Below are 15,294 nucleotides of genomic sequence, written 5' to 3'. Positions count from 1 at the left end.
CTATTTTAAATTATATTAATTGTTCTAGCGCAATTTCGAACGCTGTTTCACTGATATTTGTTTTATAAGGACTTTTTTCAAAAGTCTTTTCTAATGCTTTTCTTATTGTTTCTGAAGTATCATTAAAAATAGCTTCGTCTGTCATTTCTACTTTTCTTTCCATAAAGTAAGCAAAAACTCTAGCCATACCACAATTAGAAATAAAGTCTGGAATAAGACTTACTTTTTTATCTGTATCTTCCATAATAGAACCAAAGAAAATTTCTTTATCTGCAAAAGGTACGTTTGCACCACAAGAAATGACTTCTAAACCAGTTTCTATCATTTCATTTATTTGTTCTTGCTGAATTAATCTTGATGCTGCACAAGGGGCAAAAATTTCACAAGGCAAATTCCAAATTTTTTCATTGATTTCGTTAAACGGAATCATATTATCTGCTACTAAAGTATTACCATCTTTAGCTAAGAAAAGTGCTCTAATTTCTTCGAAAGAAAAACCATTTTCATTTATCACTCCTCCATCTCTATCAATAATTCCAACAACTTTAGCTCCCATTTCAGCTAAATAATAAGCTGCTGCAGAACCAACGTTTCCAAATCCTTGCACTATTGCTCTTTTACCAACTACACTACCTCCATATATATCGTAATAATGACGAACAGCTTCTGCAACACCAAAACCTGTAATCATATCTGCAACAGTATATTTTTTAGTTACTAATGGCGATAATTTTTCATCTTCTATTACCTTAATAACCCCATGTCTTAATTGACCAATTCTATTAATTTTATCTGCTTCTGTAGGTTTAAAATGACCGTTAAAAACGCCTTCTTGAGGATGCCAAACTCCACTTTCTTCAGTAATAGGAATTACTTCATGAATTTCATCGACATTTAAATCACCTCCTGTACCATAATAACTTTTTAACAAAGGAGCTACAGCTTTATACCAACGTTCTAAAACTCCTTTTTTACGAATATCATGTGGGTTAAAATTAATACCAGATTTTGCACCACCTATTGCTGGTCCAGAAACTGTAAATTTAACTTCCATAGTTTTAGCTAAAGATAAAACTTCGTTCATATCTAAGCCTTCTCTCATTCTTGTTCCACCTCCAGCAGCACCTCCTCTAAGTGAGTTTATAACTGTCCAACCTTCTGCTTCAGTTTCAGCATCTTTCCAATGAAACACAATTTCTGGTTGTTTATTTTCGTATTTTTTTAATAATTCTTTCATTCCTAATTTGTAAAATTTTTAACTTAATATCATCTTTTTCATTGTGCAAAACCCATGTAATTATCTGATTATTAAAGTTAAAGCTGATTCATTTAAAATAAGTTTTTAGAATTATTATTATACTATACTACTACTTACAAACTTAATGTAAAAAAAGTGATTCTTAAAATTTTTTGCAAAAAAGCTATGGACAAAAAACAACACCTGAAGAATGGTTTTTTGAAGCTCCTGTTACCGATTTTAAACAGTTAATTTCTCCTTTTAATTTTAACAATCCTAGAAAAGAAAAAATTAATGCTTCTTTAAAATCGATTAGTGTTTCTTTTGGTAAATTAATTTCTACTTTTGAGTGATATGCTATCCTTTCCATCAAAAAAGTATTGTATACTCCACCACCAGTAAATAATACTGAATTATTATTGATAATTACTTTACTAATTTGAATGGCAATATGCTCTACAAAGGTGCTTAGAATTACTTTTACATCTAATTCAGATTTTTCTAAAATTGGAAAAACAGAAGATTTTACCCACTCCAAACCCAATGATTTTGGAGGCTCTTTATCATAAAAACTCAAATCATTTAGTTGCTGTAAAAGTTGTTGATTTATTTGTCCAGAAGCTGCCATTTTACCAGATTCATCATAAGCAAAACCCAATTTATTTGCATAGTAGTTTAGTACAATATTAACAGGACAAATATCAAAAGCTAATCTTTGACCATCCTTTTGATAAGATACATTAGAAAAACCACCTAAATTGATACAATATTGAAAATCACTAAAAAGCAACTCATCTCCTATTGGCACCAAAGGTGCTCCTTGCCCACCTAATTTTACATCTTGTGTTCTAAAATCACAAACCACTTTTTGCTTGGTAATGTTTGCAATCTCTTTTCCATTTCCAATTTGAAGTGTTATTCCTTTTTCTGGTTCATGAAAAATAGTATGCCCATGAGAAGCTATAAAATCAATTTTATCAATTTTATAATTGTAAATAAAATTCTGAATGGTTTGCCCTAAATATTTTCCATAAATAGTATCAAGTTCTTTTAATTCACTTTCATCTTTATAAATCGCATTTTTCAAAAACTCATTCCATTCTTTAGCATAAGGAATAGTTTCTGCATGAATTATTGAAAAATCTTTATAGTTTTTTTCATTAAAAGAAACATAAACCAAATCTATTCCGTCTAAAGAGGTGCCAGACATCACACCAATAGAAAAAACTTTACTTTTCATCATATATGTAAAAATAATAAAAGTCTATTGAAAATATGTTACGAAATCGATATCTTTGCACTCCAAAATTAAGAATTTAATAAAATATATCTTATGGATTTTAGCTTAACAGAAGAACATTTAATGATTCGTGATGCTGCAAGAGATTTTGCTCAAACAGAATTATTACCAGGTGTTATAGAACGTGATGAAAAACAAGAGTTTCCTCAAGAATTAGTAAAAAAAATGGGAGATCTTGGTTTTATGGGTATTATGGTTGATCCAAAATATGGAGGAAGTGGTATGGATACTATCTCTTACGTATTAGTTATGGAAGAACTTTCTAAAATAGATGCTTCTGCTTCTGTTATGGTTTCTGTAAACAATTCACTAGTTTGCTATGGATTACAAGCTTATGGTACAGAAGAGCAAAAACAAAAATACTTAACAAAATTAGCAACAGGAGAGCAAATTGGAGCTTTTTGTTTAAGTGAACCAGAAGCTGGTTCTGATGCTACTTCACAAGCAACAACTGCCTTAGATAAAGGAGACCATTATGTTATTAATGGTACAAAAAACTGGATTACAAATGGTGGACGCTCTGACGTTTATTTAGTCATTGCTCAAACAGATAGAGAAAAAGGACATAGAGGAATTAATGCTTTTATCGTAGAAAAAGGTATGGAAGGATTCCACATTGGACCTAAAGAAGACAAATTAGGAATTCGTGGATCTGATACACATACTTTACAGTTTAACGATGTTAAAGTACCAAAAGAAAACAGAATTGGTGAAGACGGTTTTGGATTTAAATTCGCCATGAAAACACTTTCTGGTGGTAGAATTGGTATTGCTGCTCAAGCTTTAGGTATAGCTTCTGGTGCTTACGAATTAGCATTAAAATACTCTAAAGAACGTAAAGCTTTTGGTACAGAAATATGTAATCATCAAGCCATTGCTTTTAAATTAGCAGATATGTATACAGAAATCGAAGCTGCTAGATTATTGGTAATGAAAGCTGCTTACGAAAAAGATCAAGGTAAAAATTACGACATGGCTTCTGCTATGGCTAAATTATACGCTTCTAAAGTAGCTATGGAACAAACTGTTGAAGCTGTTCAAATTCATGGTGGTAATGGTTTTGTAAAAGAATACCATGTAGAGCGTTTAATGCGTGATGCAAAAATTACTCAGATTTATGAAGGTACTTCAGAAATTCAAAAAATTGTAATTTCTAGAGGAGTTATAAAAGGATAAACTATCAGCTATATAAAACTAAAATCCATCTTAATATTTAAGATGGATTTTTTTTATATCTCTAATTCAACATTATACAATTGCAATCCAGAGGCAGGAGCAATATTTCTTAAATATTTTTTATCATTATCCTCTTTTAAAGAATCTTCTATAAATTCTAAAGTTAAATTTCCTTTACCTAACTCAAACAATGTTGCCATCATTAATCGAATTTGATATCGTAAAAACCCTTTTCCTTTCACTTTTAAAACATAGCTTTTTTCAGGAAAAAAATTAGCTTTTAAAATTGTATTTTCTACGATTTCACAAGAATCAATAGTTCTTTTTAAAATTGTTTTTGCAGATGGTTTTGTACAATATTTATCAAAAAAATGCTCTCCTTTAAACAAGTTAGCTCCTTTTTGCATAGTCTCAATATCTAAGTCATCCATAATATTAGTTAAAAAAGGCGCTGCATAAGGATGGTTTTTATCTCCAAAAGAAAAATAATAATGATACTCTTTTTGTTTAGCCGCATTTAAAATATTAAAAGAAGCATCAACCTGCTTCATTGATAAAGCTCTAAAATCTGGTGAAAGATTTTCATTAAAAACGCTTAAGAACGAATCCTCTATTAATTCAGTATTCATAAAAAGCTGAAAGTAATATGAGTTGGCAGAAACTTTAGCATCGGTTCTACCCACTCCTAATGTTTTAAACTTATCATTCCCTAAGGCGTAAGACAAAGACTTGTCAACCATTTCATGAAGTGTTTTTGCATTTTTCTGCTTTTGCCAGCCAGAAAACCTAAAACCGAGAAATTGTAAACAAACAACATAATTTTTTGAATATTTCATAAGTGCAAATGTATAATAATTACATTTTTTTTTACAAAAAGTTCATTTTTATGAATATCTCAAAAAAAATACCTTCTTTTTTTTGAACTCTATATTTTACAACCTTCAAAAACAAAAAAATACACTTATCGTAATTATACCCCCTTTTTTTTTAGGGTATCAATTAAAATTACAACGTTTTCGAAAAACAACCCCCTTGTTTTTGTGATTTTAATATATACATTTACAGCGTTCAAATAATAAAAATCAGTAAAAACTAAAACGAAACATTATTATGAAAAAAATTATTTTAACTTCATTATTCTTAGCTGTTAGCTTAGTAATGAGCGCTCAAGAAGAAAAAGGAAAATTTACTTTAAGTGGAACAATAGATGTTTATGGTACAACCAATTTTACAGGTGACACTGGAACACCAGGAATTTTAATTGCAAATCCAGGTAATGCAAATGCCTTTGGTTTAGGATTTGCTAATACAGTATTTTCTTACGAAAAAGGAAAAGCAGGAGTTGTTGCAGATTTAGCTTTTGGTCCAAGAGCAGATGATGCTAACTTAGCAGGAGCAATTAATCAATTATACGTTTACTATAATTTAAGTGAAAAATTAACAGTAACTGCTGGTCAGTTTAATACTTTCTTAGGTTACGAAGTTATTTCACCAGCTGCAAACTTTAACTACACTGTATCTTATTTATTTAATGCTGGCCCATTTTCACACACTGGTGTAAAATTAGATTATGCAGTTTCTGAAGATTTCTCATTAATGGCAGCTTTAACAAATGCACATGCTTTAACAAGTGCAGATGGTAACTTTGCAGATGCAACTCAATTTGGTGCACAAATTGGCTATAAAGGTCAATATTTAAATTTTATTGCTGGTGCTGTAGATGCTACTTCTGCTAAAGATTGGATCTTTTTAGATTATACAGGAGGATTTGATTTATCTGATTCTTTTTATGTTGGTATAAATGCTGCTTACGCTAATTCAAGTAATGATGATGCTGGATACCAAGGTGTAGCTTTATATTTACAAAATGCATTCTCAGAAAAGTTCTCTTTAGGTTTTAGACCAGAATTCTTTAAAACTACTTCAAGTGCTGGTGATGCTTCTGTTTCTGCATTTACATTAACATCTAATGTAAGCGTTACAGACAACTTTAAATTTATTACAGACTTAAGATTCGATTCTTCTGATGATGGCTTAATCGAAGCTTTCCCTGCTAAGAGTAGTACTTCTACATTAACATTAGCAGCTGTTTATTCTTTCTAAGAAAAACTATATAACTAACTAAAATTAATATAAAATGAGTTTATTATTAACATTATTTCAAGAAACGCCTTCTGAAGCCGCAAAAGTTTTAGAACAAGTAAATGGAGATATGGGAATGTTATGGATGCTTTTATCTGGTATCTTAGTATTCTTTATGCAAGCAGGATTCACATTAGTTGAATCTGGTATGACAAGATCAAAAAACGCAGTTAACATTGCAATGAAAAACTTGTTAGATATCTGTGTAGGTTCTATCAGTTTTTGGCTAATAGGGTATTCATTAATGTATGGAGACACTTCTAATGGATGGTTCTTCTGGAGCGGATTATTTCAAGGAGAAGGAGCAGATTTATTTTTCCAAACTATGTTTGCTGCAACAGCTGCAACAATAGTTTCTGGTGCAATTGCAGGTAGAACAAAATACACAACTTATATTATCTTCTCTGTAGTGATAACTGCATTTATATATCCAATTTCTGGTGGTTGGCAATGGCAAGGAGAAGGCTGGTTAACTAAATTAGGATTTATTGACTTTGCTGGTTCTTCTATTGTACACTCTGTTGGTGGATGGGCTGCCTTAGTAGGTGCAATTATGGTAGGGCCAAGAATTGGGAAATTTGTTAATGGAAAAGTATTACCTATACCAGGACACAATCAAATTTTAGCAACATTAGGTGTATTTATCTTATGGTTAGGTTGGTTTGGTTTTAATGGTGGATCTCAATTAGCTTGGGGTGGTGCTGATGCTGTTGGCGCTTCTAACGTTGTATTAATTACAAATTTAGCTGCTGCTGCAGGTGGTTTAGGTGCTTTAATTACTACTTGGATTTGGTATGGAAAACCTAACTTGTCTCAGACATTAAATGGTGCTTTAGCTGGTTTGGTAAGTATTACTGCTGGTTGTGGTAATATGTCTGACATAGGAGCTGTAATGGCTGGTTTAATTGGTGGTATAATCGTTGTTTTCTCAATTGAGATTATCGAGAAAAAATTAAAAATTGATGATGCAATTGGTGCTGCTTCAGTTCATGGTGTTGCTGGTGTATGGGGTACTATCGTAATTGGTCTTTGGGGTATTAATCTTGGAGAACATGCAGATGGAACAGCTATCGAAAGTTTGTTTGCTGGAGGTGGATTTCACCAATTAGGAGTTCAAGCGTTAGGTGCTTTAGCATATGCAGTTTGGGCTGTTGTATTATCTTTTATAGTTTTCGGAATTTTAAAAGCAACAATGGGATTAAGAGTTTCTAAAGAAGTAGAAATAGAAGGTTTAGATATCTCAGAACATGGATCAATTGCTTATCCTGGAAAAAGAGTAAGAGAGATTGATGAAGATAGATAATTAGTAAGAGTACACTTTTATTGAATATTTAAAAAACACACAGTTTATTCTGTGTGTTTTTATGTTTCAATAAAATTAACATTCATTTATTTTTGAAAATAAAAAAATAAGGGTTTAAAAAAATAATAATGGAATTGATTGAAAATGTGACAAATATATTTTTTTCTATTTTGCGTCACTTTAAGAATTACTAACTAACATTTATCATGAAAAAAATTGAAGCAATTATTAGAAAATCAAAATTCAGTGCTGTAAAAAAAGCATTACACGAAGTTGATGTAAACTTTTTCTCTTATTGGGATGTAACTGGTTTAGGAAACGAAAAAGAAGCACATGTTTATAGAGGTGTTAGCTATAGCACAAGTGATATTCAAAGAAGATACTTATCTATTGTAGTTAATGACGATTTTGAGCAAATTACGATAGACGCTTTGTTAAAATCTGCAGCAACTGGAGAAGTAGGTGATGGTAAAATATTTGTATCTGACATTAAAGAAGCTTACAGAATTAGAACTGGAGAAAAAGGTGGTGGAACTTTAAAAAAAATATCAAAATAATAAAACATGGAATTAATTACAAATAACGTATGGATGATGATCTGTACAGCTCTTGTTTTCTTTATGCATTTAGGATTTGCTTTTTTAGAAATAGGATTAACAAGGCAAAAAAATACAATAAACATATTATTTAAAAACATCTTTATCATAACAGTTGGTTTATTACTTTATGCTTTAATTGGCTTTAATTTAATGTATCCTACTTGGGGGCCAAATGCAGCAGGATATTTAGGTGACTTTATTTTTGGAATTTCAGCTCCTTTAAAAGAGGGTTCTTTAGATTTATCATATAATGAAGGCTATACTTATTGGACAGATTTCTTATTTCAAGGAATGTTTGCAGCGACTGCTGCAACTATAGTATCAGGAGCAGTAGCTGAAAGAATGAAAATTTTACCTTTTATGATTTTCACCTTAATTTACGTTGGTTTAGTTTATCCTATTGCTGGTTCATGGAAATGGGGAGGTGGATTTTTAGATCAATTAGACACACCTTTTTATGATTTTGCTGGATCTACTTTAGTTCATTCTGTTGGTGGCTGGGCAGCTATTGTTGCAGTTTGCTTATTAGGAGCTAGAATAGGTAAATTTAAAAATGGTAAAATTCAAGCAATACCAGGTCATAATATACCTTTAGCAACAGCAGGTGTTTTAATTCTTTGGTTAGGTTGGTTTGGTTTTAATGGCGGTTCTGTTTTATCAGCAGACCCAGAACTAACTTCTTTAACTTTAGTTACTACTTGTTTAGCTGCTGCTGCTGGTGGAGTTGTAGCTGCATTTGTTTCTACAATTTTATACAAAAACTTAGATTTAACGATGTTTTTAAATGGAATATTAGGTGGCTTGGTAGGTATAACAGCAGGAGCAGATCAAATGTCTCCAACAGATGCAATTATCATTGGAGCGATTGCTGGTGCTATTATTGTTTTTGCTGTTAGCTTAATTGATAAATTAAAATTAGATGATCCTGTAGGAGCGATTGCTGTTCATTTGGTATGTGGCATTTGGGGAACCTTAGCAGTAGGTATATTTGGAAACCTAGCAGGTATAGATCAATTTTTAAGCCAGTTACTTGGTGTTGGTGTTTATGCTGTATTTTGTTTATCAACTTCATTTATCATAATTTTTACACTAAAGAAAACTATGGGTATAAGAGTTAGCGAAAAAGAAGAGTTAGAAGGATTAGATGCACATGAACATGGAATGGAAGCTTATCCTGATTTTAGATTAAACGAACACTAAAAGTTTAAATTCATAACAAAAAGCGCTTTAAAAGTTTTAAATTTTAAGGCGCTTTTCTAGTTTTTATTAATTTGATAAATAAATCCTCTTAAATTATCATAAATAAATTTTTTATATCATTTTTTTATTTTCATCATAAAAATCATATCAAAACCTTAAATTCATTGATTTTTTTTTAATAAAATACATATGTTTGTGCATATAATTGAAAAGAATAATGAAGAAACAAGGACTATATTTACCAGAATTTGAACACGAAAACTGTGGTGCAGGTTTTATATGTAATTTGAATGGAGAAAAGACAAATCAAATTATACATGATGCCCTAGAAATTTTGGTAAAACTAGAACATAGAGGTGGTGTAAGTGCTGATGGTAAAACTGGTGATGGAGCAGGTTTATTGATAGACATTCCTCATGAATACTTTAGAAGAGTCTGTGATTTTCCATTACCAGAACAAAGAGAATATGCTGTAGGTATGGTTTTTCTTCCAAAGGTTTCTAATCAACACGATTTTTGTAAAAAAACTTTTGAAAAGGAAGTTAAAGCTCAAGGATTATCTATTTTAGGTTGGAGAAAAGTTCCTGTAGATTCTTCTCAGTTAGGTGAAATAGCTTTAGCCTCAGAACCAATTATAGAACAACTCTTCATTGGTAAAACAGAAGATATTAATGAAGCAACATTTAAAGCAAAATTATATGCTGCTCGTAAAATAACAGAACACGAAATTAGGAATTCTAAAATTTCTGAAGCGCACTATTTTTACGTTCCAAGTTTATCTATAACAACCATTATCTATAAAGGTATTATTATGCCTGAAGATATTGGACCTTATTATTTAGATCTTCAAGAAATAGATTTAGTAACACGTTTGGCATTAGTACATCAACGCTTTTCGACCAACACAATGCCAACTTGGGAGCTTGCACAGCCTTTTAGACACATGTGTCAAAATGGAGAAATTAATACATTAAGAGGGAATGTGAGCAGAATGCGTGTTCGTGAAGAAATAATGAAAAGTGATGTTTTTGGACCACAAATAGAAAAATTATTTCCAATTATTCTTCCAGGTAAATCAGATTCTGCTTCTATGGATATGGTTGTAGAATTACTTACTCATACAGATAGGTCTTTACCAGAAATTATGATGATGATGATACCTGAAGCTTGGGAAAAACACAAAACCATGTCTCCAGAAAAAAAGGCTTTCTATGAATATAATGGTTGCATTATGGAACCTTGGGATGGACCAGCATCAGTACCATTTACAGATGGAGATTATATTGGAGCTTTATTAGACAGAAATGGTTTACGACCTTCTAGATATACATTAACAAAAAGTGGAAAACTAATTATGTCTTCTGAAGTTGGGGTGGTTGACATTGATCCTTCAGATATAAAAAAACATGGTAGATTAGAACCAGGTAGAATGTTTTTAGTAGACATGAATGAGGGTAGAATTATAGATGATGAAGAAATAAAAAACAAAATTGTTTCAGAAAGACCTTATCAAGAATGGTTAGATAAAACTCGTTTACACCTAAAAGATGTTCCTTATACTAACGAAACCTGCCCAATAGAAAGTATAGATATCAAAACGCGTCAACGCTTATTTAACTATACTTTTGAAGATATACAAGAGGTAATTACACCAATGGCTCAAAACAAAAAAGAGGCACTTGGTTCTATGGGAATAGATACACCTTTAGCTGTTTTATCAGATAGACCTCAATTAATCTCTAACTATTTTAAGCAACTATTTGCACAAGTAACTAATCCTCCTTTAGATGGTATTCGTGAAAATATTGTTACAGATATCAGTCTAAACTTAGGAAAAGACAGAAATATTTTTAGCATTACAGAACGTCAATGTAGAAAATTAAGAATTCAAAACCCAGTAATTTCTAATGCAGATTTAGAAAAAATAAGAACTATAGATATAGAGAGTTTTAAAACGGAAACCATTCAAATATTATATCCTAAAGCACAAGGATTAAATGGTTTAGAAAATGCATTAGATTATATTATTATTCAAGTTGAAAAAGCTTTAGAAAGAAAAACAAATATTATTATTTTATCAGATAGAGGTGTAAATCAAGAATATGCACCTATCCCTGCTTTATTAGCTTGTTCTTATGTAAACCATCAATTAAATAGACTTCGTAAACGTTCTTTTTTTGACATCATCATTGAATCTGCAGAACCACGTGAACCACATCATTTTGCAACTTTATTTGGTTATGGTGCAAGTGCTGTAAATCCTTATATGGTTAATGAAATTATCAGAATGCAGGTTAAAGAAGGGTTTATCACAGATATGGATGAGCAAAAAGCCGTAGATAATTTCAACTTTGCTATTGGTAAAGGTATCTTAAAGATTATGAATAAAATCGGAATCTCTACATTACACTCTTATAGAGGTTCTCAAATATTCGAAATAGTTGGATTTAATTCACAATTTGTAGAAAAATATTTTCCTTATACAGCCTCAAGAGTAGAAGGTATAGGTTTATATGAAATAGAAAAAGAGATAGATAAAAGATACAAGCAAGCTTATCCTGACAATCAAATTGATAAAACTTTAGGTTTAAATATTGGTGGTGATTATAGATGGAGAAGAAATGGAGAACGTCATTTATTTAATCCTACAACTGTTGCTAAATTACAGCAAGCTGTTCGTTTAAGTGATCAAAAAAGTTACGACGTTTATTCTAAGGCTATTAATGAGCAATCAGAAAATTTAATGACCATTCGTGGTTTATTTGAATTTGATAATTTAGACCCAATTCCATTAGAAGAGGTAGAAGATTGGACAGAAATTGTAAAACGATTTAAAACAGGTGCCATGTCATATGGCTCAATTTCAAGAGAAGCTCACGAAAACCTAGCAATTGCTATGAATAGAATTGGAGGAAAATCTAATTCTGGTGAAGGTGGTGAAGATAGAAGACGTTTTCAAAAAGACATAAATGGAGACAGTAGAAATTCTGCAATTAAGCAAGTAGCTTCAGGTAGATTTGGGGTAACATCACATTATTTAACCAATGCCAAAGAGATTCAAATTAAAATGGCTCAAGGAGCAAAACCTGGCGAAGGTGGACAATTACCAGCACATAAAGTGCTTCCTTGGATTGCAGCTGCAAGAAACTCTACTCCTTTTGTTGGCTTAATTTCTCCTCCTCCACATCATGATATTTATTCAATCGAAGATTTAGCACAATTAATTTTCGATTTAAAAAATGCCAATCGTGAAGCTAGAATTAATGTAAAATTAGTTTCTGAAGTTGGTGTAGGTACTATTGCTGCTGGAGTTGCTAAAGCTAAAGCTGATGTTGTTTTAATTTCTGGTTACGATGGTGGTACAGGAGCTTCTCCTCTAACCTCATTAAAACATGCAGGTTTACCTTGGGAACTTGGTTTATCAGAAGCACAGCAAACTTTAGTTTTAAATGACTTAAGAAGTAGAATAGTTGTAGAATGTGATGGGCAATTAAAGACAGGTAGAGACGTAGCTATTGCAGCTTTATTAGGTGCAGAAGAATTTGGGTTTGCAACTGCTCCTCTAGTAGCTTCTGGCTGTATTATGATGCGTAAATGTCATTTAAATACATGTCCTGTAGGTATTGCTACTCAAGATAAAGAGCTACGCAAAAATTTTAAAGGCACTCCAGAACACGTTATTAATTTCTTCTACTATGTAGCTGAAGAATTAAGACAAATAATGGCTCAACTAGGCTTTAGAACATTAGCAGAAATGGTAGGCCAAACTCATAAAATAAATGCTAATAAGGCTATAAAACATTATAAGGCAAAAGGTTTAGATTTATCTAGCATCCTATATAGACCATCAGCCTACAAAAACATGACTGTTAGAAATACAGAAAAACAAGAACATAATTTAGATGATGTTTTAGATTTTACAATTTTAAAAGATTCTCACAGAGCTTTATATCGTAAAGAAAAAATGAATCTTCAATATCCAATTAAAAATGTTAATAGAACTGTTGGTGCTATTGTAAGTAATGAGATTTCAAAAATTTACGGTCATTTAGGATTACCAGAAGACACATTAAATATCAATTTTACTGGTTCTGCTGGTCAAAGCTTTGGAGCTTTTGGTGCATTCGGATTAACGTTTACACTAGAAGGTAATACAAATGATTACTTAGGAAAAGGATTATCAGGCGCAAAATTAATTGTAAAAAAACCAAGTCAAGCAGATTTTATTGCTGATGAAAATATTATTGTAGGTAATGTTTGCTTATTTGGAGCTGTAAATGGACAAGCATACATAAACGGAATTGCAGGAGAGCGTTTTGCTGTTCGTAACTCTGGAGCAACAGCAGTTGTAGAAGGAGTTGGAGATCACTGTTGTGAGTATATGACAGGAGGAAAAGTAATTGTTTTAGGTAAAACTGGTAGAAATTTTGCTGCAGGTATGAGTGGAGGAATTGCTTATGTCTTCGATCCTGAGAATAAATTCATAAATGGATTATGTAATACAGAAACTATAGAATTCGAATCACTTTCAGAAGAAGATATTGCAGATTTAAAAGCAAACATAGAAAAGCATGTCTTATATACAGATAGCAAGAAAGGAGCTTCTTTATTAACAAATTGGAATACTTCAATTAAAAACTTTGTAAAAGTAATGCCAACAGAATACAAAAAAGCACTTAAGCGATTAGAAACAGAAGAACCAATGGTAGAAGAATTAACAACAACATAATGTCATGGGAAAAATAACAGGATTTAAAGAATTTGAAAGACAAGATGAAAAGTACACTTCTGTTAAAGATCGTGTAAAACATTATAAAGAATTTACAGTTCCATTATCAGAAAAAGAGATAACAAAACAAGGTTCACGATGTATGGATTGTGGTATTCCTTTTTGTCATAGTGGATGTCCTTTAGGTAATCTTATTCCAGATTTTAATCATATGGTTCATCAAGGTGAATGGCAAAAAGCCTCATGGATTTTACATTCAACTAATAATTTCCCAGAATTCACTGGTAGATTATGTCCTGCACCTTGCGAAAAATCATGTGTATTAGGTATTATAGAAGATCCAGTATCTATAGAAAACATTGAAAAAAATATTGTTGAACGAGCTTTTAAAGAAGGATGGATTAAACCACAACCTCCTAAAACAAGAACTAATAAAAAAATTGCAATTGTTGGTTCAGGTCCTGCAGGATTAGCAGCAGCTCAACAACTAAATAGAGCTGGTCATACTGTTACTGTATTTGAAAGAGATGATGAAGTAGGAGGATTATTACGCTATGGAATTCCAAATTTCAAAATGGAAAAAGGAATTATTGATAGAAGAATAGCTATATTAAAAGCTGAAGGAATTATATTTAAAACAAATGTAAATGTTGGCGTAAATTACGAAGTTGAAGAATTAAAGAAGTTCGACGCTATAGTTTTATGTGGTGGAGCTACAGAAAGACGAAGTTTACCTACTCCTGGAATAGATGCTGATGGTGTTGTACAAGCAATGGATTTCTTAACACAACAAACAAAAGTATTGTTTGGTAAAGAGGTAAAAAACCAAGTAATGGCAACTGATAAAGATGTAATTGTCATTGGTGGTGGAGATACAGGTTCAGATTGTATAGGAACTTCTAATAGACAGGGTGCAAAATCAGTAGTTAATTTTGAAATTATGCCTAAACCTCCTGGTCATCGTTCACCAACTACTCCTTGGCCTTTTTGGCCACTTCAATTAAAAACATCCTCTTCTCATCAAGAAGGTGTTGAACGTAATTGGTTAATTAATACCAAGGAATTTATTAAAAATGAAAAAGGGAAATTAATTGCTTTAAAAACTGTAAATGTTGAATGGAAAATGGTTCCTGGTCAAAGGCCTCAATTAATAGAAATTGCAGGCACTGAAAAATCTTGGCCATGTGATTTAGCTTTATTAGCATTAGGTTTTACAGGTCCAGAAAGTACATTAGCAGATAAATTGGGTATTGAAAAAGATACACGTTCTAACTTCAAAGCTGAATATGGAAAATATCAAACTAATATTCCAAATATTTTTACAGCTGGTGATATGCGTAGAGGCCAATCTTTAATTGTATGGGCAATTTCCGAAGGTAGAGAAGCTGCTAGACAAGTTGACATTTTCTTAATGGGCAAAACAGAATTACCATCAAAAGATATTGCAGGTGATTTAGTAGAAATGTAATATGGATCTATTCATAAATATATTTATTTAATGATTTTATTATATAATGCTGAATAACAAAAAAACCTCATACTAAAAAGTATGAGGTTTATAATTTCTGATATTATGATCAGAATAAAGAAAGGCAGCGACCTACTCTC

10 protein-coding genes are annotated in these 15,294 nt (G+C 31.5%); 7 read left to right on the top strand and 3 right to left on the bottom strand.

Translation table 11 applies throughout. The annotated features are described in order from the left end of the window. Window positions 1-10: 10 nt before the first annotated feature. Together ACFOWD_RS12400 and ACFOWD_RS12395 are read right to left on the bottom strand one after the other, a co-directional pair. Window positions 11-1,237, bottom strand: coding sequence for a Glu/Leu/Phe/Val dehydrogenase dimerization domain-containing protein (locus ACFOWD_RS12400; RefSeq protein ID WP_298994286.1), 1,227 nt, complete (start codon window positions 1,235-1,237; stop codon window positions 11-13). Window positions 1,238-1,421: 184 nt separating this feature from the next. Then, window positions 1,422-2,480 carry an anhydro-N-acetylmuramic acid kinase gene (locus tag ACFOWD_RS12395; protein ID WP_377411022.1) on the bottom strand — a complete coding sequence of 353 codons (1,059 nt, stop codon included), beginning with the start codon at window positions 2,478-2,480 and terminating at the stop codon, window positions 1,422-1,424. Window positions 2,481-2,570: 90 nt separating this feature from the next. Here ACFOWD_RS12395 and ACFOWD_RS12390 point away from each other — a divergent pair, with 90 nt between their 5' ends. Continuing rightward, window positions 2,571-3,713: an acyl-CoA dehydrogenase gene (locus ACFOWD_RS12390; protein WP_377411020.1), complete on the top strand. Its 1,143-nt coding sequence runs from the start codon at window positions 2,571-2,573 to the stop codon at window positions 3,711-3,713. A 53-nt stretch (window positions 3,714-3,766) separates the two neighbouring features. Here the strand turns inward: ACFOWD_RS12390 and ACFOWD_RS12385 are convergent, their stop codons facing one another. Beyond that, complete coding sequence (locus ACFOWD_RS12385; protein WP_377411018.1) at window positions 3,767-4,549, bottom strand: tRNA pseudouridine(38-40) synthase TruA; 783 nt, start codon at window positions 4,547-4,549, stop codon at window positions 3,767-3,769. A gap of 274 nt (window positions 4,550-4,823) precedes the next feature. Between ACFOWD_RS12385 and ACFOWD_RS12380 the strand changes: the two genes are divergently transcribed. The 6 genes from ACFOWD_RS12380 (at window position 4,824) to ACFOWD_RS12355 (ending at window position 15,154) form a co-directional block, all read left to right on the top strand. After that, window positions 4,824-5,816: an outer membrane beta-barrel protein gene (locus tag ACFOWD_RS12380; RefSeq protein WP_377411016.1), complete on the top strand. Its 993-nt coding sequence runs from the start codon at window positions 4,824-4,826 to the stop codon at window positions 5,814-5,816. Between the two features lie 34 nt (window positions 5,817-5,850). Beyond that, entirely contained in the window at window positions 5,851-7,158 is a 1,308-nt protein-coding gene (locus ACFOWD_RS12375) for an ammonium transporter (protein ID WP_377411014.1), read from the top strand. A 206-nt stretch (window positions 7,159-7,364) separates the two neighbouring features. Continuing rightward, a complete protein-coding gene (locus tag ACFOWD_RS12370) occupies window positions 7,365-7,715 on the top strand; it encodes a P-II family nitrogen regulator (RefSeq protein ID WP_288954545.1) in 351 nt (116 codons plus the stop codon). A 6-nt stretch (window positions 7,716-7,721) separates the two neighbouring features. Next, window positions 7,722-8,957, top strand: a complete 1,236-nt coding sequence (locus ACFOWD_RS12365; protein ID WP_377411012.1) for an ammonium transporter — start codon at window positions 7,722-7,724, stop codon at window positions 8,955-8,957. A gap of 217 nt (window positions 8,958-9,174) precedes the next feature. Continuing rightward, complete coding sequence (gltB, locus tag ACFOWD_RS12360; RefSeq protein ID WP_377411010.1) at window positions 9,175-13,686, top strand: glutamate synthase large subunit; 4,512 nt, start codon at window positions 9,175-9,177, stop codon at window positions 13,684-13,686. A gap of 4 nt (window positions 13,687-13,690) precedes the next feature. Then, window positions 13,691-15,154, top strand: a complete 1,464-nt coding sequence (locus tag ACFOWD_RS12355) for a glutamate synthase subunit beta (RefSeq protein WP_377411008.1) — start codon at window positions 13,691-13,693, stop codon at window positions 15,152-15,154. Window positions 15,155-15,294 lie beyond the last annotated feature (140 nt).

The sequence above is a fragment of the Polaribacter marinivivus genome, from assembly GCF_042651285.1.
GTDB lineage: Bacteria > Bacteroidota > Bacteroidia > Flavobacteriales > Flavobacteriaceae > Polaribacter > Polaribacter marinivivus.
The sequence above is the reverse complement of the archived record's forward strand: the minus strand, read 5'-3'. Positions and strand labels throughout refer to the sequence as shown.